General features: G+C 71.3%; 17 protein-coding genes and 1 pseudogene. 11 read left to right on the top strand and 7 right to left on the bottom strand.

The features are described 5' to 3' along the window. Positions 1 to 25 precede the first annotated feature (25 nt). Both ACIBQX_RS45335 and ACIBQX_RS45330 read left to right on the top strand, forming a co-directional pair. On the top strand, positions 26 to 1,567 hold the full coding sequence (locus ACIBQX_RS45335; RefSeq protein ID WP_397016029.1) for an FAD-dependent oxidoreductase: 1,542 nt from the start codon (positions 26 to 28) through the stop codon (positions 1,565 to 1,567). Between the two features lie 7 nt (positions 1,568 to 1,574). Continuing rightward, positions 1,575 to 3,005: a family 16 glycosylhydrolase gene (locus ACIBQX_RS45330; RefSeq protein WP_397016027.1), complete on the top strand. Its 1,431-nt coding sequence runs from the start codon at positions 1,575 to 1,577 to the stop codon at positions 3,003 to 3,005. Positions 3,006 to 3,080: 75 nt separating this feature from the next. On the opposite strand, the gene ACIBQX_RS45325 is transcribed toward ACIBQX_RS45330, so the two are convergent. The 4 genes from ACIBQX_RS45325 to ACIBQX_RS45310 all read right to left on the bottom strand — a co-directional run bounded on the left by ACIBQX_RS45325 (position 3,081) and on the right by ACIBQX_RS45310 (position 7,371). Continuing rightward, complete coding sequence (locus ACIBQX_RS45325) at positions 3,081 to 4,364, bottom strand: sensor histidine kinase (protein ID WP_397016025.1); 1,284 nt, start codon at positions 4,362 to 4,364, stop codon at positions 3,081 to 3,083. A 124-nt stretch (positions 4,365 to 4,488) separates the two neighbouring features. Beyond that, positions 4,489 to 5,166, bottom strand: a complete 678-nt coding sequence (locus tag ACIBQX_RS45320) for a response regulator (RefSeq protein WP_397016023.1) — start codon at positions 5,164 to 5,166, stop codon at positions 4,489 to 4,491. An 81-nt stretch (positions 5,167 to 5,247) separates the two neighbouring features. Beyond that, entirely contained in the window at positions 5,248 to 5,742 is a 495-nt protein-coding gene (locus tag ACIBQX_RS45315) for a hypothetical protein (RefSeq protein WP_397016021.1), read from the bottom strand. 123 nt (positions 5,743 to 5,865) lie between these two features. Further along, the gene (locus ACIBQX_RS45310) at positions 5,866 to 7,371 is read right to left on the bottom strand and encodes a hypothetical protein (RefSeq protein WP_397016019.1); all 1,506 of its coding nucleotides are present in this window, start codon (positions 7,369 to 7,371) and stop codon (positions 5,866 to 5,868) included. A gap of 153 nt (positions 7,372 to 7,524) precedes the next feature. Here ACIBQX_RS45310 and ACIBQX_RS45305 point away from each other — a divergent pair, with 153 nt between their 5' ends. The 3 genes from ACIBQX_RS45305 (at position 7,525) to ACIBQX_RS45295 (ending at position 9,564) form a co-directional block, all read left to right on the top strand. After that, complete coding sequence (locus ACIBQX_RS45305) at positions 7,525 to 7,866, top strand: winged helix-turn-helix transcriptional regulator (protein WP_397016017.1); 342 nt, start codon at positions 7,525 to 7,527, stop codon at positions 7,864 to 7,866. Positions 7,867 to 7,913: 47 nt separating this feature from the next. Further along, complete coding sequence (locus ACIBQX_RS45300) at positions 7,914 to 8,543, top strand: NADPH-dependent F420 reductase (RefSeq protein ID WP_397016015.1); 630 nt, start codon at positions 7,914 to 7,916, stop codon at positions 8,541 to 8,543. A 388-nt stretch (positions 8,544 to 8,931) separates the two neighbouring features. Then, the gene (locus tag ACIBQX_RS45295) at positions 8,932 to 9,564 is read left to right on the top strand and encodes a hypothetical protein (RefSeq protein ID WP_397016013.1); all 633 of its coding nucleotides are present in this window, start codon (positions 8,932 to 8,934) and stop codon (positions 9,562 to 9,564) included. Here the strand turns inward: ACIBQX_RS45295 and ACIBQX_RS45290 are convergent. The 3 genes from ACIBQX_RS45290 to ACIBQX_RS45280 all read right to left on the bottom strand — a co-directional run bounded on the left by ACIBQX_RS45290 (position 9,549) and on the right by ACIBQX_RS45280 (position 17,051). Then, complete coding sequence (locus ACIBQX_RS45290) at positions 9,549 to 15,050, bottom strand: carboxyl transferase domain-containing protein (protein ID WP_397016011.1); 5,502 nt, start codon at positions 15,048 to 15,050, stop codon at positions 9,549 to 9,551. The genes ACIBQX_RS45295 and ACIBQX_RS45290 overlap by 16 nt on opposite strands. Before the next feature lie 360 nt (positions 15,051 to 15,410). Then, positions 15,411 to 16,442, bottom strand: coding sequence for a hypothetical protein (locus ACIBQX_RS45285; protein WP_397016009.1), 1,032 nt, complete (start codon positions 16,440 to 16,442; stop codon positions 15,411 to 15,413). 90 nt (positions 16,443 to 16,532) lie between these two features. Continuing rightward, positions 16,533 to 17,051, bottom strand: a complete 519-nt coding sequence (locus ACIBQX_RS45280; protein WP_397016008.1) for a TetR/AcrR family transcriptional regulator — start codon at positions 17,049 to 17,051, stop codon at positions 16,533 to 16,535. Here ACIBQX_RS45280 and ACIBQX_RS45275 point away from each other — a divergent pair. The 6 genes and pseudogenes from ACIBQX_RS45275 to ACIBQX_RS45250 all read left to right on the top strand — a co-directional run. After that, positions 17,050 to 17,313 carry a hypothetical protein gene (locus tag ACIBQX_RS45275; protein WP_397016007.1) on the top strand — a complete coding sequence of 88 codons (264 nt, stop codon included), beginning with the start codon at positions 17,050 to 17,052 and terminating at the stop codon, positions 17,311 to 17,313. The two genes, ACIBQX_RS45280 and ACIBQX_RS45275, sit on opposite strands and share 2 nt — an antisense overlap. A 193-nt stretch (positions 17,314 to 17,506) precedes the next feature. Then, on the top strand, positions 17,507 to 17,596 hold the full coding sequence (locus tag ACIBQX_RS45270; RefSeq protein WP_397016005.1) for a K(+)-transporting ATPase subunit F: 90 nt from the start codon (positions 17,507 to 17,509) through the stop codon (positions 17,594 to 17,596). After that, positions 17,596 to 19,257, top strand: a complete 1,662-nt coding sequence (kdpA, locus tag ACIBQX_RS45265) for a potassium-transporting ATPase subunit KdpA (RefSeq protein ID WP_397016003.1) — start codon at positions 17,596 to 17,598, stop codon at positions 19,255 to 19,257. The genes ACIBQX_RS45270 and kdpA overlap by 1 nt, the downstream gene beginning before the upstream one ends. A gap of 2 nt (positions 19,258 to 19,259) precedes the next feature. Then, positions 19,260 to 21,455 (top strand): potassium-transporting ATPase subunit KdpB, encoded by a 2,196-nt coding sequence (gene kdpB / locus ACIBQX_RS45260; RefSeq protein WP_397016001.1) that lies wholly within the window; start codon positions 19,260 to 19,262, stop codon positions 21,453 to 21,455. Continuing rightward, positions 21,456 to 22,280, top strand: coding sequence for a potassium-transporting ATPase subunit C (locus ACIBQX_RS45255; RefSeq protein ID WP_397015999.1), 825 nt, complete (start codon positions 21,456 to 21,458; stop codon positions 22,278 to 22,280). Between the two features lies 1 nt (position 22,281). Next, positions 22,282 to 22,413 (top strand): annotated as a pseudogene (locus tag ACIBQX_RS45250) (hypothetical protein); the annotation flags it as partial. Positions 22,414 to 22,487: the final 74 nt, after the last annotated feature.

Here is a 22,487-nt window from a genome sequence, read left to right as displayed (position 1 = left end):
ATGTACGAAAAGGAGCCCACGGGGAATGACGGAACTCCGAACTGACGTGCTCATCGTCGGCGGCGGCCTGGGAGGCGTCGCGGCCGCGCTCACCGCCGCGAAGCTCGGCCGGAGCGTGATCGTCACCGAGCACACCGACTGGCTCGGCGGCCAGCTGACCGCCCAGGCCGTCCCGCCGGACGAGCACACCTGGATCGAGCGGGAGTTCGCCCCACCGGGCTACGCCGACCTGCGGCGCCGGGTGCGCGACTACTACCGGCGCAACTACCCGGTGCGCCCCGGCGCGGGACCGCCGGTCGATCCGGGGCTCGGCATCGTCAGCAGGATGTGCCACGAGCCGCGCGTGGCCGTCGCCGTCATCGACGAGATGCTCGCGCCCTGGCGGGCGTCGGGCCTGATCACGGTGCTGCTCCGGCACACACCCATCGCGGCGTGGACGAGCGGTGACAAGGTGGACGCCGTCACGCTCCGCGATCTGGAGACGGGGCACGAGCTGACCGTGACGGCGCCGTACGTGATCGACGCCACCGAGCTGGGCGACCTGCTGGAGCTCGCGGACGTCGAGCACGTCGTCGGGGCGGAGGGGCGCGACACCACCGGCGAGCCGCACGCTCCCGCCACCGCCGACCCGCTCGACCAGCAGGCCATCTCGTGGTGCTTCGCGCTGGAGCACCGGCCGGGCGAGGAGCACGTGATCGACCGGCCCGCCGGCTACGAGCACTGGCGGGACACCGTCGCGCCGTTCTGGCCGGGGCCGCAGCTGTCGTGGACGGACATCGTGCCGATCACGCTGGAGCGGCGGGAGTGGCAGCTGTTCGGCGACGGGACCGGGCACTTCGATCTGTGGCGGTTCCGCCGCATCCTGGCCGCGGAGCAGTTCACCGGCCTGCCCGATCTCACCATCGTGAACTGGCCGCAGATCGACTACTGGGAGAGCCCGCTGCTCGGGGCCGACCCGGCCGAGGCCCTGGCGGGGAGCAGGGAGCTGTCGCTGTCGTTCCTCTACTGGATGCAGACCGAGGGCGGGTATCCGGGTCTGCGGTTGCGGCCCGACGTGACCGGTACCCGCGACGGGCTGGCCAAGACGCCCTACATCCGCGAATCGCGCCGCATCGCCGCCGAGTTCACCGTCCTGGAGCAGCACGTCGGCGTGCAGGCCAGACCGGACGGGGCGGGCAGCGAGATCTTCCCGGACACCGTGGGGCTCGGCCGCTACCGCATCGACCTGCATCCCAGCACCGCCGGGCGCACCTATGTCGACATCGAGGCGTACCCGTTCCAGATCCCGCTCGGCGCGCTCATCCCCGTGCGGGTGGACAACCTGCTGCCCGCCAACAAGAACATCGGCACCACGCACATCACCAACGGCTGCTACCGGCTGCACCCGGTCGAGTGGGCCATCGGTGAGGCCGTGGGCGCGCTGGCGGGCTTCTGCCTGGCCCGCGACCTGCCGCCGCGCAAGGTCCGCTCCGACGCCGCGCAGCTGTCGGACTATCAGCGCCTGCTGGGCGACACCCTGGGCATCGCGCTCGCCTGGCCGGATGAGATCCGTACCCATCGAGAGTAGGAGCCTCATGTCCCGATCAACCGCCATCGTCGCCACCCTGATCCTCGGCCTGCTGACCCTGATCCCCGTCCAGCCCGCCGCCGCCGCGAGCGCGTCGTTCATCGACCGCTTTGACGGCGCGCTCGACACCTCCCGCTGGTACGTCTCCGACGGCTGGAACAACGGCGCCCACCAGAACTGCCAGTTCAACAAGGACAACGTGCGGGTGGAGAGCGGGGCGCTCACCATCACCTTCGACGACAAGGCGTACGGCGACCGCTCCTACTCGTGCGCCGAGGTGCAGTCCCGTACCCGTCCGAGCTACGGCACGTTCGAGACCAGGATGAAGGCGGCCAAGGGCAGCGGCCTGAACTCCGCCTTCTTCTCCTACATCGGCCCGGTGCACGACCAGCCGTGGGATGAGATCGACTTCGAGGTGCTCGGCAAGGACACCACCAAGGTCGAGGTGAACTCCTGGGTCAACGGCACCTCCTCCGGCGGCTTCCCGGTCGCGCTGCCCGCCGACTCCGCCTCGGCCTACGTCGACCTCGCGTACGTGTGGGAGCCCGGACGGCTGCGCTTCTTCGTCAACGGCGAGCCGGTCAAGACCCTCACCGGCGCCCAGGTGCCGACTCACGACCAGATCCTGTTCGCGCAGATCTGGGGCAGCGACCCGCTGAGCGGCTGGATGGGGCCCTTCACCTATCCCGGCCACCCGGTCGAGGCGTCCTACGACTACATCGCGTACACCAAGCTCGGTGACCCGTGCCAGTTCGCCGGCTCGATCGCCTGCTCCGTCACCACCTCGTTCGTGGACGACTTCGACACCCTCGACACCTCCCGCTGGTACGTCTCCGACGGCTGGAACAACGGCGCCCACCAGAACTGCACCTGGGACCGCGACCAGGTCACCGCCTCCGGGGGCGTGCTCAACCTGTCGTTCGCCAAGACGCCGGCCGGTGACCGGCAGTACGCCTGCGCCGAGATCCAGACCCGTCAGCACCTGGGATATGGCACCTACGAGGCTCGGATGAAGGGCGTCGACGGGTCCGGCCTGATGTCGGCGATGTTCACCTACGTCACCGGGGAGGCCATCGACATCAAGGTCATGGGCCGGGATGCCGGCATGGTCAAGCTCCTGGCCTGGGACGATCGCACGCCGCTGGGCGAGAGGCTGGTGCCCGTGCCTGAGGGGTTCGTGGACGTGGGCATGGTCTGGTCAGCCGGCAGAGTGGACTTCTATGTCGGCGGCACGAGAGTTCATTCCATCGCGGACGCCGCGCGGCTGCCCAAGCTCGACACCAAGCTGTTCCTCAACGTGTGGGGGAGCGACACCCTGACCGAGCACATGGGGCCGTTCACCGATCCTGGCCAGACGCTCACCTTCCAGGTGGACCGGGTCGCCTACACGGCCCCCGGCACGCCCTGCCAGTTCACCGGCTCCATCGCCTGCGCCTGACCACGCGCGCGGCTCTCCTGCGGGGATTCCCGCCGCGACCGCAGGAGAGCCGTGACCGCTCGGGTGCGGTGATCGTCATCCGCAGGGCAGGCTCACGTACAGGGTGGTCGGGCCGCCGGGCGGGCTGTGCAAGGTGAACGTCCCGTCGTGCGCCTCGATGCGGCGGCGGATGCCGACCAGCCCGGATCCGCCGCACTCGTCCGCCCCGCCCCGGCCGTCGTCGGTGACCTGGACCTGGAGGCGGTCGGCGTGCCTGCGGACCTTGACGGCGGCGTGCCGGGCCTGGCTGTGCTTGGTGATGTTGGTCAGTGCCTCGGCCACCACGAAGTAGGCGGTGGCCTCGACGGACGCGGCGCCCCTGACCGGGATGTCGGTGTCGACCCGGCAGGGCACCGGGCAGTCCGTGGCCAGGCCGGTGAGCGCGTCGGCGAGGCTCCGGTCGGTCAGCACCGGCGGCAGGATGCTGCGAACGACCCCGCGCAGCTCACTCAGCGCCTGCTCGGTGGCGCCCTGCGCCCGATCGAGGATCTCCTCGGCGGTGGACGGATCGCGGGCCAGCGCGCGCCGCGCCGCCCCGACGAGCACGTTGACCGCCACCAGCCGATTCTGCGTCCCGTCATGCAGTGACCGCTCGATCCGCCGCAACTCGGTGGCATGCGCGTCGAGTGCGGCGGCGCGGGTCGCGGTCAGCTGCGCCACCCGCAGGGTCAGGTCGCTGTCAGCGGCGGGCGCGAGGAGCCGCCGTCCGGGCCACGCCTGCAGCCAGGCCATGACCGGGGCGAGGAGACACGTGAGGGCGATCCACACCGGGGCGAACAGGGCGACGCCGAGAGCGGTGGAGAGGTCCTGTACGGTCCAGAGCCCCAAGGCCCCGGTCGCGGCCTCCTCCGGCGGCAACAACCACCACCACGACCAGAACGTGGCGTCCTGTACGGCGTGCACGGGCAGCGTGAGGCCGAGCGCGCCGAGGAGCAGCCCGAGACTGGCGTGGGTCGCCACCCAGGCCAGCTCCCGCCGCACGGACCGGTCGGCGAGAGCGGCGCGCACCTCGTCCGGCACCGGGTCCGGGCTGATGAACTCCGGGCTTGTGCTCTCCGGGCTCCAGGACGAGAGCCGGGCGCGTTCCCGGTCGGCGATGGCGCGCACCGCCCGCAGGAAGGTGGGCACCAGCACCAACCCCACCCCTATCAGGCAGGCCACCGCCGTGACCAGCAACGACAGCAGCGCCACCATCGCCAGAATCCCGGTGCCGAACCCGCCGACCAGATGCTCCAGCGCGTCCACGGTGGTGCGGGCACGGGCCGACACGTTCCACCGAGCGGCCGGCCCCCGCCGGCCCCCGTCATCATGGGCCGACATACACGCCTCCACAACCAGACGGCCGGACACGGGCGTCGTAGATCACCGCCCGAGAGTACAGCAGGCCATATCGCGGTTTGCCTGACTTGTCAGGATCGTTGTCAACAGCGCCGTCGGCACGTCCTCACTGCGAGGTCTCCGGCTGGTTGAGCTCGGCGAGCGTGATGAGCCCGTCGTCGAGCGCACGGCCGACGAGCTCGCTCTTGGTACGGGCGGCCCGCCCCACGTTGGCGTACTTCACCCGTACGCGCGCGATGTAGGTGTCGACGGTCTTGACGGTGATGTTGAGCTTGGCGGCGACGAGATCCTTGGACGAGGACACGAACCACGCACGCAGCACCTCGGTCTCACGCTGGGAAAGGCGCGGCCAGCCGGGGGAGTCGTTGGCGACGAGCACTCCGGACAGCGACGGCGCGGTGTAGGGCTCGCCCCGCGCGGCCGCGCGGATGGCGGGCACCAGATGCTCGGGCCCCTCACGCTTGGTCAGGTACGCCAGCGCGCCGAGGTCGATGCATTTGATCACCGTCGCGTCCTCGGTGTGCTGGGAGTAGACGATCACGCGCCGGCCGCTGTCCACCAGCCTGCGCAACTCGCCGAAGTCCGGCCTGCGCGCCACCAGCTCCAGATCGAAGATCACCACATCGGCGGCGGCGCCCGGCCCGGTCCAGACGTCGGCGAGCCGCTCTCCCGCGTCGATGAGCTCGATCGGCGGGACCGCCTGCTCGCACCAGAACCGGACGCCCGCGGTGATGGCCGCGTGATCGTCGACGATCACCGCGGTGATCAGCTTGTCGGCTGTCATCGAGCCTCCTTCCGTACCGTAGCGTCACTGTTCACCATCTCGACCTGTACACCCGATGCCGCCGAGCACGGCCGCACCACCTCACCACTGCCCCTCGTCGGCCTCTACGGCGTGGGGACACTCGACGGCGTGGGCCTCGGCCACGGCGATGATGACGACCGGGCAGCCTCCGGGCGAAGCAGACCGGAATGCACCCCGGCATGCGGGCCGCTGCTCGCGGACAGTCCCAGCAGGCCGGGCGCGTCGAAGGCGCCCGGCACGGTCCCGAGTCTGGGTACGGCCCCTTGGCTCGGTACGGCCCCTTGGCCCGTGCTCAGCCACCACGCGTAGCCGCAGGTCCAGGCCGCCGCGACGCCGACCATTGACGCGGTGGCCGCCAGGTGCCAGGGCGGGGCACGGCACAGAGAAGGTCGGCACCGGAGGCGCCAGGCGCAGGGCGGCGGCGTACCGGCGGCCGAACCGTACCGGCAGGCGCGCCGGGAGCATCACCAGCAGTCGCGCCGGCAGCCCCACCGGCAGCCGGGCCTGGAGTCGCGGCAGGGGCCGCACCGGCAGCCGTGCCGCCTCCGCAGCCACCCCGTCACCTCATCCAGCCGCCCGTGATCTTGCTGTGAGGCAGCTTAACGACTCGCACCGGCCGGTCGTCGCGGCTCTGGCAAGAAAGGCGGTGAAGTCAGGCGAGGAGGAAGCGGCGGGCGGTCATTTCAGGCCGGCGAGAAAGGTCCTGGCCAGCTTCTCCACGGCCGGTCGCGCGGCCGAGGACTCGAAGACCGGCTCCTGGTAGTCGCCGGCGCCGACGATGCCGCCGCCGGCCGTCGTCCCCCTGAACGTGAAGTCGACCGTCCGGTCGCCGATCAGGACCTTGATCAGAACCTCCCGCATGGGCGCGTCGTCCGGCCGGTTCGGCCTGGTCGTGGTGGAGACCACGGCGAACGCCTTCTCGCCGAGCCCGGACAGCTCCTGGCGCGGCTCGTACTCGGTGTGGGTGACGTCGTCGCCGATGCCGCCCTTGGCGCGGTAGCGGTCGTACTTCTTGGCGTCCCGGTCGAACTGGAACTTCGATCCGAGCCCGTCGCTGCCCCAGTCGACCAGGTGCGCGCGCAGTTCGCCGCCCCGCGCGGTGAACTCCTGGCCGGGCTCGTGCTCGACCGGCTCGCGGATGGTCCAGGTGCAGGTGGTCTGCTGGATCCGGCCGTCCCTGCCGTCGACGGACGGCCCCTGCACGGCGGGGAAGAACGCCGACTGGATGTCCTTGACGGTGATCGTCGCGCACGGCCCGTCGAGCTTCACCTTGCCGGCGCTCTGGGCCATCTCCGCGGTGATGTGCTCGGCGACCTTGCCGGCCGCGGCCCGTACCTCGTCGCCGGAGGGATACTTGACGCCGGTCCGGTTGCTGCCGCCGTACACGATCTCGATCAGCCACGGCCCCTGCCGGACGAACACACTCGCCTTGAGCCCGCTGTGCCCGACCGAGCTCTGACTGTACGACGCGTCGCCGTACTTCAGCTCCCTGAGCTCGCCGAACGCCGAGCCGGAGGTCCTCCCGTCGATCCGCTTGCCGCCGCGCACGTTGATCCGCCGCTCATGCTGTTTCTTGTCGCTGTCGAACCGCTCCTTCGCGTGCGCGAGCGCGTTCTGCCTCTCGGTGCTCCGGGCTTCCACCGAGATGCTGAGACCGCGATGGCCGATGACGCCGCCGCCGACGTCCATCTTGTTGTTGTCCCACGAGCAGTTCGCCCGCTTCTCGCTCTCGGTGGCGGCCCCGGTGGCCGCTTGCTTGCCGCCGTACCTGCCATCGGTGACCAGGCTCTTGCGGAAGGCGTCCGGAACGGCGGCGCAGAGCTGGTCGCCGGTGATCGGCCGCAGCTTCACCGCCTTGGCGACAGGCGACCGCGACCCCGCCGAACCGCGCCGATCGTCGATGGGGCTCAGCGACAGCGCCGGTTCGTCACCGCCGGGGCGGAGCAGCAGCCAGCCCCCGGCCAGTGCGCCGATCAGGACGATGACGCCGACGACGGCGACGACGGCGATCAGCGGGCCCTTCCCGCCGCCGCCGCGCCTGCGCGGGGGAGGAGGCGGCCACTGCCCTCCGGGACCGTTCGGCGGTCCTCCGGGACCGTTCGGCGCCTGCGCCGGGATCCAACCATGTCCGTGCGGCTGCGGGCCGGGAGCCTGCCCGTGCGGTGGCGGGAATGGGTTGGACATTCAGTGACCTCTCAGAACGATTCGCCGGCGCGGCGAGGCATGCATGGCCCCTGTGCATGCACGCAGCCCGGTTGTGAGCCTACGGACAGCGGAAACAAGGGCGTGTCAGGCGAACACCTGACAAATCGCGCCCCGGCTGCGATGTTCGAGGCCATGAGTGAGTTCGATGTGTTCCTCGCTGACTGTCCCGCTCGCACCACTCTGGACCTGGTCGCGGACACCTGGTCGGTCGTGGTGGTCTTCGGGCTCGGGGACGGACCGCAACGCTACACCGAGTTGCGTGAGCGGATCGGCGGCATCAGCAAGAAGATGCTCACCCAGACACTGCGCAAGCTGGAGCGCGGCGACCTCGTGGCACGCCGGACCCTGGCCACCGCCCCGCCGGGTGTCGAGTACCGGCTCACCGAGCTGGGGGAGAGCCTGCTCGGGCCGGTCTCCGTGCTCGCCCGGTGGGCCGAGGAGCACGCGGACGAGCTCGGCGGAGACGACGCCTGACCCGTGGGGAACCGGGCGGTGCCCCACGCCTTCCTACCGTCGGCCTCATGAGAATCGGAATCTTCGGCGCCGGCGCGATGGCCGACGCGCTGGGCACCCGGTGGGCCGCCGCCGGCCACGAGCTGATGGTCACCGGAAGGACACCTGCCAAGGCGCGGGCACTGGCCGGCAAGTGGGGCGGCCGCGCGGGCCAGGCCGGCGAGGTGGCCGAGTTCGCCGACGTCGCCCTGATCGCCGTCCTCTACCAGGGAATGCCGGCCATGCTGGACACGATCGGCACCGCGCTCAGCGGCAAGCCGATCGTCGACTGCAACAACCCGGTCGAGGTCGAGCACTTCACCATGACCACGGCTCCCGGCACGTCGCTGGCCATGGAGATCGCGCGGGCGACCGGCGGGCACGTCGTCAAGGCGTTCAACCTCTGCCACGCGCTCGTCTGGCAGATGGAGCCGCCCCTGTTCGACGGGCGCCGGCTGGTCGTGCCCTACTGCGGCGACGACGCCGGCGCGCTGGAGGCGACCCGCCTGCTGATCGGCGACCTCGGCGCGGAGCCCCTGCCGGCCGGCGACCTCCGGCACGCCCTTCATCTCGAAGCGATGGCCGCGATCGTGATCTCCCTGCTGTTCGGCGGGCGCGATCCGTACACGATCTTCAATCTCGTCGACGCGGGCTCCTGACCGGGAGCACCGGCAACGGCGGCCCACAAACGGGCGGCTCGGCGAGCGTGCTCGCCGAGCTGACCTTCGTGTTCGACCTCCGCTCAGTGGCGACGGCTGCGTCTGCGGCGACGCGAGGTGCTGGTGTCCTCAGGATTCAGGTCATCGAACGGGTCCGGTGACCGAAGCGTCGCTGGGTACAGATAGCGCAGTACTGACATGGTGTTCCCTCCTCTGCTTCGTCCGCTCCACCCTCCCCCCGGCGACTTTCTCGGAATCCTCTCTTCGCAGGTTTCGGCCCGACCCTTGACCGCGTTTTCACCGGCCTGATTCGGGGGCTTACGAGGACGTCAGAGCAGTGCAAGCCAGGGGCAATCACCGCGCAAGGGGCCGCGCCTAGCGTCAAAGTGTGTTCCAACGACTGGCTCTGGGCGGCACCGCCCTCGCGGTGGCCGCGACGCTGACGCTCGCCCCCACCGTCTCCGCTTCCCCGATCTCCGCCGCCGCCGCTCCCGGCGAGGTGGCGAGCAGGTTGTTCCGCGCCTGGCTGGCCGGCGACCGCACGGCCGCCGCCAAGGTGGCCACCCCCGCCGCGGCCCGCGCGATCTTCACCTACGCCTACCGCGCGCCCGACCGCTTCGCCGGCTGCGCCGGCAACGTGTGCCGGTACGTCCACACCAGCGTGCGGGTGCCCGGCGGGCTCGACGGCATCGCGATGGTGGTGACCGGCTCGAAGGTCACCAAGGTCCACCTGTCGCGGCACCTCGCCAAGCCGTCCGCCGTGGCCGCGCACCTGCTCGCCGCCTGGAAGCGGGCGGACAGGTACGGCGCCCTGGAGGTCGGCGGCACGGGCGCGGTGCGGACGCTGTTCAAGGTCAGGTACGACCCGCGCGGCGTCACCCACCACTTCCAGGGCTGCGGCAAGGAACCCAAGGGCTACTCCTGTGCCTACTCCTACGACGGCGGCGCGATGTTCATGCACGTACGCGGCTCCAAGGCCGCCGGCTACGAGGTGCGCTCGATCAGCTACATCGCCGACTGACCGTCCCGGGCGAGGCCCTTCTCGACCGCCTCGATGATCCGGGGCCGGAGCTCGGCGCAGCTGATGATCGCGTCCACCGAGCCCACGTCGACCGCTCGCTGGATGCTGTGCACGCGGTCGAACTCGGTGGCCACCTCGGTGAGCTTCTCCGACCGTACGGACGACCGGAGCTCGGCCAGCTCGGCGGCTAGCGCGGCGCGCGTGGCGGCCGGCGCCTCCGCCAGCCGGGCGGCGAGCGCCAGCACGCGGGGGTCGTTGCCGGTCCGCTTGTCGACGTCGCGGGCGAAGACCACCGCGGCGGCCGGCGCGCCGCCGAGCACCGAGGCGAAGGAGCCCTCGACCGCGAGCACGGTCATGTTCGGGTTGAGCGCCTTGGAGAACACCACGAAGGCGCCGCCGTGGTAGCGCGAGATCACGCAGAACACGATGGGGCCCTTGAAGTTCACCACCGCGCGGCCGATCTCCGCGCCGTACTCCAGCTGCAGCTTGCGCATCGATTCGGGAGACCCGTCGAACCCTGACAAGTTGGCCAGCACGACCAGCGGACGATTGCCGCTGGCGGCGTTGATGGCGCGGGCGGCCTTCTTGGACGACTGCGGGAACAGGGTGCCCGCGGTGTAGGTGTCCGGCCCGTCGGTGGGCGGGAACCCGCGCCTCGGCACCGACCGGGACTCGATGCCGAGCAGGCACACCGGCTGCCCGCCGAGGTGGACGTCCTGGACCGCGGCGGTGTCCGCGTCGGCCATGCCCGCCCACCGCTCCAGCACCGGATGGTCCTGATCGGACAGCGCGCGCATGACCGTACGGATGTCGAACGGCTTCTTGCGGTCCGGGTTGGACTCCACGGAGAAGATCTCGCCCACCGTCGTGAAGTCGCTGTCCGGGACGGCGTGCGGGAACGCCGACACGTCCCGGTCCACCGGGTCGCTGGTGACCGTCTTACGCGGCCGGCTCTCGCCCGGCGCGACGTAGCTGTGCTCGTAGTGGGACATCAGGACGTCCAGCGCGCCGCGGATGTCCGGCGCCCAGTACTGCGCCTGGCCGTTCGGGCCCATGATCCGGTCGTAGCCGCCGATGCCGTGGTTGTCCTCGGCCGACACGCCGCCGGAGAAGTCGAGCGACTGCTTGCCGGTCAGCACCATCGCCGAGTCCGGCGTCATCACCAGGATGCCCTTGGTGTGCATGAGCATCGTGGCCTCGGCGTTCCAGTAGGGCTGGGCGCCGACGTTGATGCCCGCCACCACGATGTTGATCTCGCCGCCGTCCTGGGTGAAGGTCACGATCCGCCTCAGCGCGGCCGCCACCCAGTCCATGTTCTCGGTGCCGGACGACATCGAGATCCGGGCGCCCGCCGACAGCGCGAACCACTCCAGCGGCACCCGCATCCGCTCGGCCAGGTCGAGCGCGGCGATCACCCGCGCGCACTCGGGCTCGGACAGCGCGCCGAGCGCCTTCGTCGGGTCGCCCAGCAGCACGACGCGGGTCATGCCCTCCGGATGGCGCGGGGTCGGCGTGCTGATCACACCCGCGACGAGCGCGGCGGTGTTGCGCCCCTTGGGCCGGTTGACCGGCACCAGCGTCGACCGCTCGTCCAGGTCGTACTCGGTGAACGAGCCGAACGGCCCGGCGAGCATGCCGGTCAGCTCGTACGGGTAGTGGGTGCCCCGGCTGTGCGCGCGCAGCACTTCCTGGCGGTAGTCGTCCAGCGGCTCGATGGGCTCGGTCGGCGGCGGCACGACGGACAACTGCACGCCGGAGCCGACGTCGTAGCCGATCCGGACGGCGATGTCGACGAGCTCGCCGGTGGCGCTGTCGCGGCGCCTGCCGAGGAACAGCACCTCCTCCAGGCCCGCGCCCGCCGTGGCCGGCAGCACGCGCTTGGCCACGGTGTTCAGGTCGTCCGGCGAGAAGTCGGTCGGCGGCCACACGTAGATGACGATCCGGTTCGTGGCGGACGTCTTCGCGCCGGGCTGCCTGGCCCGGCGGATGGCGTCGAGGCAGGTGGTCAGGGTGTCCTCGGCGGCGGGCAGCGCGACGAGCCTGCCCTCGTCGTCACGCAACGGGGTCAGGTCGCGGACCTGGCCCAGGGCGACGAGCCGCTCGTCGGACGGGTTCTGCCGTGCCTGGGCCCGGAAGAGGTAGACCTCCTCGTCGGGCGAGGGCAGCCGGGTGAGGTCGAAGGCGCGCAACCGTTCCAGCTGCATCCGCTCGGCGATGCGCGGGTGCAGGCCGCGCAGCAGCCGTTCCTCCGCGAAGCCGTCCGGGGACGGGCGGAAGGTGAAGTGGTGGTGCATCACGGCGCCGCTGTTGCCCGCGACGGTCGTGGTGATGCGGCTGACCCGGTTCGACGGCTGCTGCGCGACCAGCACCTCGCGCAGGCGCGTGGCCATCTCGTCGGGGTCGCTCGGGCCGTCCGGCCAGGACAGGTAGACGTCGGCCACCAGCTCGCCGTCACGGGCGAACTCGTCGACCGCCTTGACCGCCTCGGGCAGCGCCTGGAAGTCGACCGCGGTGGTCACGACCCGGCCGTCGCCGGCCGCGGTGCGGTGGTCGGCGACGACGAACGTGCAGCCGACCATCTTGCTCGCCCGGATGTCGCGCAGCGCGCGGTTGCCGTAGTAGCGGCGGCTCAGCACCTCCAGCAGCGGCAGCGGGTCCACGCCTGCGCGGCCGATCCGCTGGCCGACCAGCCGGACGAGCGGCTCGGGGCTGGCGACCATCGCGGAGATCCGCTCGGCCCGGTCGGGCGCGTCGGGGTGCTCGTCGAGGTAGCGCAGGTGCTTGCGTACGGTCGTGTAGACCTTGGCGCGGGTGCGGCGCAGCACCGGCTGGGCGAACCAGGCGAACACGACACCGCGCGCCAGGTCCGCGACGGCCGGGAAGCGGACCTGGGTGGCGGCGACCAGGTGCTCCAGCGCCAGGCCGACGGTGAGGCGGTCCGCCTCGGCGGGCGGGGCCTCCGCCACCCACTGGCGCAGCAGGGTCGTCACCACGGCGACGTCGGCGGACGCGCGCCGCTGGGCCAGGAAGATCCGGAAGACGGCGTCCTCCAGCTCCGGCGTGCGGTCCAGGCCGTCGACGCCGTAATGGGACAGCACCTGCGTGAGCCGCTGCTGGAAGCCCTTCGACAGCCCGGACCGGTCCGGATCGAGGAACCGCAGGTAGGTGTGGAAGTACTCGCGCGGGCTGTGCACCGCGGAGTCGGACTTGGAGTCCTCGCCGACGGGCCTGTTACGGCTCAGCTCGCTCAGGTCGGCGAACAGGCGCAGCAGCTCGACCTCGCCGGCCAGCTCGTGCTCGCCCGCCGCGACGAGCTCGGCCCGCGCGGCCAGGTAGTTGGTGAGCAGGCGCTTCTCGTCCTGAGAGTCGATGTCGAAGCCCAGCAGGAGGCTGCGCAGATCCTGCAGGCCACGCGCCGCCCGCTCGGCCGCGGGCACGTCCGCCGGCTCGGCCGGCAGGTCCAGCTCGACCTCCTTCGCCGCGACCGCGGGACCGGCCGCCTCGTCACCGTCGGCCAGCGGCTCCAGGCGGAGCAGGCGGGCGCCCGCCTCCACCTGGCTGCCGACCGACACCGCGAGCTCCCGCACCCGGCCCCGGAACGGCGCGCGCAGCACCGTCTCCATCTTCATGCTCTCCACCACGAGCAGCGGCGCCCCGGCCTCGACCTCGTCGCCCGCCTGCAGCGGCGTGGCCACCACCAGCGCGGGCACGGGCGAGCGCACGATGCCGCCCTCGTCACGGCTGACCCGGTGGGTGACGCCGTCGACCTCGACCAGGTGGATCGGGCCGTGCGTGCTCGTGACGACCTTGAAGCGGACGCCGTTCACGGTGATCTGACCGGTGTGCTCGTCGAAACGCTCGATGTCGACGTCGACCGCGTGCTCCGGGCCGCCCGCCGAGACACCGGCGCGGAACCGGTGGCCGCCGGTGCGGGCGACCTGGACGCGGTAGCCCACGTCGCGGAGCTTGAGCTCCAGCGCGCGGCCGCTCTCGTGCTGCGACTGCGGACGGCCGCCGTGCGCGGTGGCCAGGAAACGCTGCCGCGTCACGGCCTCCTCGTCTTCGTACGCCTCGATGGCGGCGACGATCAGCGCGATCGCGGAGTGCTGGTGCGACACGAGGGCGCCCTGGGCGCGCACCCGGTCGATCCAGCCGGTGTCGGCGGACCCGTCGATCACCGCGGGTTCGTCGAGCAGCATGCGGACGAAGCCCTTGTTCGTCGCGCCGCCCTCGATGATGACGGTGGTCTGCGTCATCGCGCGGCGCAGCCGGGCCAGCGCCTCCGCGCGGTCACGGCCATGCGCGATGATCTTGGCGATCATCGAGTCGAAGTCCGCCGGGATCGTGTCACCCTCGCTGAACCCGGTGTCCACCCGGATGCCGGGGCCGCTGGGCAGCGCCAGCCGGGCGATCCGGCCGGGGGAGGGGGCGAAGTCCCGGTCGGGGTCCTCGCCGTTGAGCCGTGCCTCGACGGCGTGCCCCCACTCCTCGGGCGCGTCCCCTTCGAGCTTGCCGCCCGCCGCGACGTGCAGCTGTGCCTTCACCAGGTCGACGCCGGTGGTGATCTCGGTGATCGGGTGCTCGACCTGCAGGCGGGTGTTCACCTCAAGGAAGGCGAACAGCCGCTCACCGGGGTGGTAGAGGAACTCGACGGTGCCCGCGCCCTGGTAGCCGACCGCGAGCACGAGCCGCTCGGCCGCCGCCTTCAGCTCGGCGACCTGCCCGGCGTCGAGGACGGGGGAGGCGGACTCCTCGATGATCTTCTGGTTGCGCCGCTGCACCGAGCAGTCGCGTACGCCCAGCGCCCACGCGGTGCCCTGCCCGTCCGCGATGACCTGCACCTCGACGTGCCGGGCGCCCGTCACCAGGCGCTCCAGGAACACGACGCCGCTGCCGAACGCGCGCGCGGCCTCCTGCCGGGTCAGCTCGTACGCGTGGGTCAGCTCGTCGGCGTCGGAGACCATCCGGATGCCACGGCCACCGCCGCCGGCGGTCGCCTTCAGCATCAGTGGGTAGCCGATCCGGTCCGCCGCCACCTTCGCCGCCGCCAGCGTGTCCACCGGACCGCGGCTCCACGGCGCGACGGGCACGCCGACCTCTTCGGCGATCAGCTTCGAGCCGATCTTGTCGCCCAGCTTGCGCATCGCCTCGGCGCTCGGCCCGACGAACGTCACGCCGATCTCGGCGCACAGCTCGGCGAACGCCGGATCCTCCGCCACGAAGCCCCACCCGACCCAGGCCGCGTCCGCGCCCGTCTCGACCAGGGCCCTCCTGAGGACCGCGTGGTCCAGGTACGGGCGCTTCGCGGCGGGCCCCAGGTCGTAGGCGATGTCCGCCTCGCGCACGAACGTGGCCGTACGGTCGGAGTCCGTGTACAGAGCGACGGTCTCGATCTGTGTCCCCGTCTCCGCGGCTAGGTCACGGACGGCGTGGATGAGCCGCATGGCGGCTTCACCACGGTTGACGATGGCGACACGACTGAACACTGAGCGGGCCCTTCGAAGTCGGTGAACACGGCGGTCGTCCCGCCCCTGACCCGATCCATACTCTCGGGTGGCCCTGGCTCCCGAAATGGCGGGGGCTAAGCGTGTTTCGCCGCCGGAGTTGGGGGGATCGCACAAACGCCCCCGGATCCGAGGTGGTGCCTGCACCACCATCGGATCCACATGGCAGCACCATCGATCGTACCCGTGCCGCTGCACAGCGTGATCACATGATCAAACGACATGCGCTCACGTCGGCGGCGCTCTCCCTCTACCCGGACGCCGGCGGCTCGATCCCCGCGAGCGTCGCGTTCGCCAGATTTGCCGCGACCCGCTGCGCGGCCCGATCCGGCGCACGTCATGTCATATCTTGCGCCAGACCTTGAACAGGCGACGGGCCGAGCCGCCGATCGGGCCGACGGCCTCGTACAGGACATCCCGCGAGACCGGCTTCGCCTCGGCCACCGCAGCCACCGCGTCCTGCGCGCCGGTGATGGTGCTGGAGCAGACGCTCAGCAGGTAATCGGGGACCTGGAGCCGGGAGTCCGTGCAGCCGACCAGGGGCACGCCCATCGCCGCGACGACCGGGAAGACCGTGCCGGGGATCCCGATGGCCACCTCGGCCCGCGCCGAAGCCTGGACGGACGGCACCGAGCTGATCTCGTACCGCTCCCACAGCGAGCGGTCCTCACGAGGGTGCAGCCCCACCACGATGCGCTTGCCGGCCGCGGCGAGCGCCTCCGCCGCCTCCAGGAGCAATTCGGCGCCGGGCGCGGAACCACCCGTCTCGCTGGACTTGGTCACGCTGGTGAGGACCAGTACGGTGTCCGGCTCCGGGGCATGTCTGGGCAGGTCATCGGTCTGCGGCGTGCCCACCACCGTGATCGGGCGGCGGACGCCCAGATAGTCGTCGTACACCTTCGCCTCGGCAGGGGAGGAGGCGGTGACGGCTCTGAGCCTTCCCCGGAACTCGGCCGCGCGTGGCGCCTCGACCGGCAGCTGGTAGGCCAGCGAGCTCGCGACCAGCGGCAGGTCGCGCAGCCGGGCGGCGCAGTCGGCGGGCCAGTCGCCGGCTCCCGTGACGACCAGCAGGTCCGCCTCGGGCACGTCGCCGAGGGTGGCCACGGACACCTGGTCATCCGGCTTGATCCCTGACATGTCGGGGACGAGCTGGACGACGTCCCACCCCAGGCGCTTCGCCTCGGGGAGCAACGGCCGGACGTGGTAGGTGCCCCAGGGTTCGTTCGTCGCGACGAGCGCGCGGAAACGTGGCGTGGTGGCGGGTCGTTCCGCCGCGTGCGCCGCGCCGCCGGCGACGGCGAGGCCGGCTCCCGAGATCGCCCCGAGGAGAAGGGAACGCCGGGAAAGCGGGCCGGTCGTGTGGTGAGACTTCATGGGGATCGAACGTAGAGGTCGCGCGCTGCCCGGACGTGAACACGGTCTGTCCCCTCAGGGAAGGGCCGTCGCCAGGGCGGGCGGTGCCCGTTACGTCATGAGCCATCGCACGGCCATGTCACGCACGTCCGCGCGACTGCGCCCGCCGTGGTCGGCGGCCAGGAAGTGGTCGCCGATCATGAGCGAGAAGGCGAGCATGCTGCGGACCTCGACGTCGTCCTCGTCGGGACAGAAGGTGCTGAACAGCGCACGTAGGTAGTCCATCCGGCGGTTGTCGACACGTCGCAGGCGATCGGCGACCGCCGGATCGCGGCGTGCCCAGTCGCGGACCGCGAGATCGATCGGTAGCAGGGTGCTGGAGAAGGTCAGGGCGCCCGCCCGGCGCGCCTTGGCCCTGGCGTCCCCGCCTTCGGTCTCGACGCGCTCGATCACGTCGTCGGTGCTCATCCGTTCCCAGGTGCCGAGCATCTCCTCCAGCAGCGTGCGCCGGTCATCGAAGTGCCAGTAGAAGCCGCCCTTGGTGACGCCGAGCGCTTTGGCCAGCGGCTCGACCCGGACGGCGTCCGGGCCGCCCGTGGCGAGGGCCCGCAGTCCGGCTTCGATCCACATGTCGCGAGGCGTACGCGTCGGGGCCGCCATCGGTTTTCACCTGGACGGTTTCGACAAGCGCGTGCTACGAGCCGGCTTACGGCTGGCCGGTGTGCTGGCCGCGGGCACCGGGCTGAGCGTCGCGGCGCGCGGCACCAAGGCCATACCGGGTGGCGGCCCGGTGCCGCCGAGCGTCGACAACGTGCTGCGGTTCTACGCCGTCTGGTGGGCGGGGGCCCTTGCGGGACCAGGCGTAGGGATGGCGTCAATATTCACGCCATAGCCGTATGAAACCCGTCAAGAACGACTAAACCACTCATATTCCGGGATTTGGTGGGCTCACGGGCGCCCGTCGAGGGCGGCTCGAAACCCTCAGAACGGACTTAAGGAGTGGGGATGGCAGACGTCATCTTCGTCGCCCTGACGATCACGGTGTTCGTGGTCCTGGGGCTGGTCGTGAAGGCGGTGGAGCGACTGTGAGCGCCGCCAACGCCGCCGGTCTCGTCGTGGTCGCCGGCCTCGTGGGCCTCATGGTCGCGGCACTGCTGTTCCCGGAGCGGTTCTGATGTCCCCGGCGTTGGCCGGGATCATGTTCATCGCGTCCCTGCTGCTGGCCCTGGCCCTCTGCTACCGCCCGCTGGGCGACTACATGTACCGCGTCTACACCGGCACGAAGCACTCCCGCGTCGAGCGGGTCGTCTACCGGCTGCTCGGCGTACGACCGGACAGCGAGCAGCGCTGGGGCGTCTACGCGCGCGCTGTGCTGGCGTTCTCGGTGCTCTCGATCCTGTTCCTGTACGGCCTGCAGCGGCTGCAGAGTCACCTGTTCCTGTCCCTGGGCATGCCGCCGGTCGAGCCCGCGCCGGCCTGGAACACCGCCGTCAGCTTCGTCACCAACACCAACTGGCAGGCGTACGCGGGTGAGTCGACCATGGGCCACGTGGTGCAGACCGCGGGCCTGGCCGTACAGAACTTCGTCTCCGCGGCGGTCGGCATGGCGGTGGCCATGGCCCTGGTGCGCGGGTTCGCCCGCGCGAGGCGCGACACGCTGGGCAACTTCTGGGTGGACCTGGTCCGTGGCACACTGCGCATCCTGCTGCCGATCGCGTTCGTCGCGGCCGTGCTGCTGGTGGCGGGCGGTGCCATCCAGACGTTCGCCGGACACGGCACCTGGACGACGCTGACCGGCGGCGAGCAGACGTTCACCCCGGGCGCGGTGGCCAGCCAGGAGGCCATCAAGGACCTGGGCACCAACGGCGGCGGCATCTTCAACGCCAACTCCGCCCACCCGTTCGAGAACCCCACCGCCTGGACCAACTGGCTGACCGTCTTCCTGCTGACGGTGATCGCCTCCTGCCTGCCGCGCACGTTCGGCCGCATGGTGGGCGACAACCGCCAGGGCTACGCCATCGTGAGCGTGATGGCGATCATCGCCGTCATCAGCATCGGCGTGACGAACTGGGCCGAGCTGAGTGCGGGCGGCACCGTGCCGCAGGCCGTCGGCGCGGCGATGGAGGGCCGCGAGGCCCGCTTCGGCACCTCGAACTCGGCCCTGTTCGCCTCCGCCACCACCCTGACCTCCACCGGCGCGGTCAACTCCTTCCACGACTCCTACACGGCACTCGGCGGCGGCATGCTGATCTTCAACATGCTGCTCGGCGAGGTGGCGCCCGGCGGCGTCGGCGCGGGCCTGTACGGCATGCTCATCCTGGCCGTGATCACGGTGTTCGTGGCGGGCCTGATGGTCGGCCGCACGCCCGAATACCTGGGCAAGAAGATCGGTGCCCGCGAGATCAAGCTCGCCTCGATGTACTTCCTGGTCACGCCGGCGCTGGTGCTGGTGGGCACGGCGGTGGCGATGGCCACCGAGACGGGCCGCGCGGCGATGCTCAACGGCGGTCCGCACGGACTGTCGGAGATCCTGTACGCCTACACCAGCGCGTCCAACAACAACGGCTCCGCCTTCGCCGGCGTCAGCGTGAACACCACGTTCCACAACACCACGCTGGGCCTGTGCATGGCCTTCGGCCGGTTCCTGCCGATCGTGCTCGCCCTGGCGCTGGCCGGAGGGCTGGCCCAGCAGGCGCCCGTGCCGGCCGGCGTGGGCACGCTGCCCACCCACCGGCCGCAGTTCGTCGGCATGGTCGTCGGCGTGACGATCATCCTGGTCGCCCTCACCTTCCTCCCGGCGCTGGCGCTCGGACCGCTTGCAGAAGGACTTTCCTAGACATGTCAACGCACGTGCTCGAGACACCGAGCCAGGCGCCGGCCCCGAAGAACGACAAGGTCGGCGGCGGCCTGCTCGACCCCAAGCAGATGATCCGGTCACTGCCGGACGCGCTGCGCAAGCTCAACCCGGCCACCATGTGGCGCAACCCGGTCATGCTCATCGTCGAGATCGGCGCGGTGTTCACCACCGTGCTGGCCATCGGCGACCCCTCGTGGTTCGCCTGGGCCACCGTCGTGTGGCTGTGGCTGACCGTCGTCTTCGCCAACCTGGCCGAGGCCGTCGCCGAAGGCCGGGGCAAGGCCCAGGCCGCCACCCTGCGCGCGGCCAAGCACGACACCACCGCGCGCCGCCTCAGCAGCCGGACCTCCTCCGGCTGGGACCCCTCCGGCTGGGACCACTCCGGTTGGGACACAGTCGGCGCGCCCGAGCTCAGGCAGGGCGACTTCGTCATCGTCGAGGCGGGGGAGACCATCCCCGGCGACGGGGATGTGGTGGAGGGCATCGCCTCGGTGGACGAGTCGGCGATCACCGGCGAGTCCGCGCCGGTGATCCGCGAGTCCGGCGGCGACCGCTCGGCGGTGACCGGCGGCACGAAGGTGCTGTCCGACCGGATCGTCGTCCAGATCACGCAGAAGCCCGGCGAGAGCTTCGTCGACCGGATGATCGCCCTGGTGGAGGGCGCGAACCGGCAGAAGACGCCGAACGAGATCGCGCTCAACATCCTGCTGGCCGCGCTGACGATCATCTTCCTGATCGCCACCGCCACCATGCAGCCGATGGCCATCTACACCAAGTCCATCAATCCGGGCGTGGCCGACTCGCTCGCGCTCACCTCCGACGGCGTCACCGGCATCGTCCTGGTGTCGCTGATCGTCTGCCTGATCCCGACCACGATCGGCGCGCTGCTGTCGGCCATCGGCATCGCCGGCATGGACCGCCTCGTCCAGCGCAACGTCCTGGCCATGTCCGGCCGCGCGGTCGAGGCGGCCGGGGACGTGTCCACGCTGCTGCTGGACAAGACCGGCACCATCACGCTCGGCAACCGGCAGGCGGCGGAGTTCGTGCCCGTGGCCGGCGTCACCGAGCAAGAGCTGGCCGCGGCCGCCCAGCTGTCGAGCCTGGCCGACGAGACGCCCGAGGGCCGCTCGATCGTGGTGTTCGCCAAGCAGCGTTACGGCCTGCGCGAGCGGCGGCCGGGCGAGCTGGCCCACGCGGAATGGGTGCCGTTCACCGCCCAGACCCGCATGTCGGGGGTGAACCTGACGCCGGACCCGGACCCGGGCGTATTCGGTGCTGCACCGGACGGCGCCGGCCGTGAGGTGCGCAAGGGCGCCGCGACGGCGGTGCTGACCTGGGTACGCGAGCACGGCGGCCACCCGGCCGACGACGCCGGCCAGATCGTGGACGGCATCTCCGGCTCCGGCGGCACCCCGCTGGTCGTCGCCGAGAAGGGCAGGGTGCTCGGCGTCATCCACCTCAAGGACGTCGTCAAGGAAGGCATGCGCGAACGCTTCGACGAGATGCGCCGGATGGGCATTCGCACCGTCATGATCACCGGCGACAACCCGTTGACCGCCAAGGCCATCGCCGACGAGGCCGGCGTGGACGACTTCCTGGCCGAGGCCACCCCCGAGGACAAGCTCACGCTGATCAGGAAGGAGCAGGCGGGCGGCCGGCTGGTCGCGATGACCGGCGACGGCACCAACGACGCCCCCGCCCTGGCCCAGGCGGACGTGGGGGTGGCCATGAACACCGGCACCAGCGCCGCCAAGGAGGCCGGGAACATGGTCGACCTGGACTCCGACCCGACCAAGCTCATCGAGATCGTGGAGATCGGCAAGCAGCTGCTCATCACCCGGGGCGCGCTGACGACGTTCTCCATCGCGAACGACATCGCCAAGTATTTCGCGATCATCCCGGCCATGTTCGCGGCCGTCTACCCGGGCCTGGACACGCTGAACATCATGCGCCTGGCCAGCCCTCAGTCGGCGATCCTGGCGGCGGTCATCTTCAACGCCCTGGTCATCGTCGCGCTGATCCCCCTGGCCCTGCGCGGCGTGCGCTACCGGCCGTCCGGCGCCGCCAAGCTGCTGTCACGCAACCTGTACGTCTACGGCCTGGGCGGGATCATCGCCCCGTTCCTCGGCATCAAAGTCATCGATCTCATCATCCAGTTCCTTCCGGGGATGTCGTAAATGGACCGCATGCCAAGCTGGATCCGCCGGCATGTCGCCGCGCTGCGCGCGCTGCTCGTGCTCACGGTGGTCACCGGCGTCATCTACCCACTGGTCACCACCGGCGTCGCCCAGGCGCTGTTCAACGCCAACGCCAACGGCTCGATCGTGCACAAGGACGGCAAGGCGGTGGGCAGCGCGCTCATCGGCCAGTCCTTCACCGACGCCGACGGCGAGCCCGTACGCGGGTACTTCCAGTCCCGCCCGTCGGCCGCCGGCGACGGCTACGACCCGACCTCGACCAGCGCGAGCAACCTCGGGCCCGAGGACGTCGTGGACGGTCTGCCGGAGGGCCGGCAGTCGCTGCTCACCCAGGTCTGCGCCCGCTCCAAGGCGGTCGGCGAGCTGGAGGGCGTCAGCGGCGCCCGGCCGTACTGCGCCCCGGACGGGGTCGGCGCGGTGCTCAAGGTGTTCCCCGACCGCGTGGTCAGCGTCAACCAGGCCTGCCCCGCCACCCCGTTCATCGCCGCCCACCAGGGCAGGACGGTGGAGTGCGCCAAGCCGGGGGAGGACTACGCGGCGGGCGAGACCGTGCCCGTGCGCGGAGCCGTGACCGCCGTCCAGGTGCCCGCCGACGCGGTCACGGCGAGCGGCTCCGGCCTGGACCCGCACATCTCCGTCGCCTACGCCGAGCTGCAGGCGCCGCGGGTGGCCAGGGAGCGCGGCCTCGACCCGGCCAGGGTCGAGCGGCTCATCCAGGAGCACACCACCGGCCGGGCGCTCGGCTTCATGGGCGAGCCGGCGGTGCGCGTACTCGAACTCAATCTGGCCCTGGACAAGGCCTGACATGAGAGGGCGGCTACGGGTCTACCTGGGCGCGGCCCCCGGGGTCGGCAAGACCTACGCCATGCTCGGCGAGGGCCGCCGCGGCCGGGACCGCGGCCGGGACGTGGGGGGGGGGGGGGGGGGGGGGGGGGGGGGGCCGCCGGGCGGGGGGGGGGCCCCCCGGGGGGGGGGGGGGGGGGGGGGGCGGGGGGGGGGGGGGGCGCGGGG

The sequence above is a fragment of the Nonomuraea sp. NPDC049714 genome (assembly GCF_044465295.1).
Lineage (GTDB): Bacteria > Actinomycetota > Actinomycetes > Streptosporangiales > Streptosporangiaceae > Nonomuraea.
The sequence above is the reverse complement of the archived record's forward strand: the minus strand, read 5'-3'. Positions and strand labels throughout refer to the sequence as shown.

Bases quoted from the DNA above. Each gene is read 5' to 3' on its own strand.
- ACIBQX_RS45335 (WP_397016029.1), top strand. From the start codon at position 26: ATGACGGAACTCCGAACTGACGTGCTCATCGTCGGCGGCGGCCTGGGA.
- ACIBQX_RS45330 (WP_397016027.1), top strand. From the start codon at position 1,575: ATGTCCCGATCAACCGCCATCGTCGCCACCCTGATCCTCGGCCTGCTG.
- ACIBQX_RS45325 (WP_397016025.1), bottom strand. From the start codon at position 4,364: ATGTCGGCCCATGATGACGGGGGCCGGCGGGGGCCGGCCGCTCGGTGG.
- ACIBQX_RS45320 (WP_397016023.1), bottom strand. From the start codon at position 5,166: ATGACAGCCGACAAGCTGATCACCGCGGTGATCGTCGACGATCACGCG.
- ACIBQX_RS45310 (WP_397016019.1), bottom strand. From the start codon at position 7,371: ATGTCCAACCCATTCCCGCCACCGCACGGGCAGGCTCCCGGCCCGCAG.
- ACIBQX_RS45305 (WP_397016017.1), top strand. From the start codon at position 7,525: ATGAGTGAGTTCGATGTGTTCCTCGCTGACTGTCCCGCTCGCACCACT.
- ACIBQX_RS45300 (WP_397016015.1), top strand. From the start codon at position 7,914: ATGAGAATCGGAATCTTCGGCGCCGGCGCGATGGCCGACGCGCTGGGC.
- ACIBQX_RS45285 (WP_397016009.1), bottom strand. From the start codon at position 16,442: ATGAAGTCTCACCACACGACCGGCCCGCTTTCCCGGCGTTCCCTTCTC.
- ACIBQX_RS45275 (WP_397016007.1), top strand. From the start codon at position 17,050: ATGTCGCGAGGCGTACGCGTCGGGGCCGCCATCGGTTTTCACCTGGAC.
- ACIBQX_RS45280 (WP_397016008.1), bottom strand. From the start codon at position 17,051: ATGTGGATCGAAGCCGGACTGCGGGCCCTCGCCACGGGCGGCCCGGAC.
- kdpA (WP_397016003.1), top strand. From the start codon at position 17,596: ATGTCCCCGGCGTTGGCCGGGATCATGTTCATCGCGTCCCTGCTGCTG.
- kdpB (WP_397016001.1), top strand. From the start codon at position 19,260: ATGTCAACGCACGTGCTCGAGACACCGAGCCAGGCGCCGGCCCCGAAG.
- ACIBQX_RS45255 (WP_397015999.1), top strand. From the start codon at position 21,456: ATGGACCGCATGCCAAGCTGGATCCGCCGGCATGTCGCCGCGCTGCGC.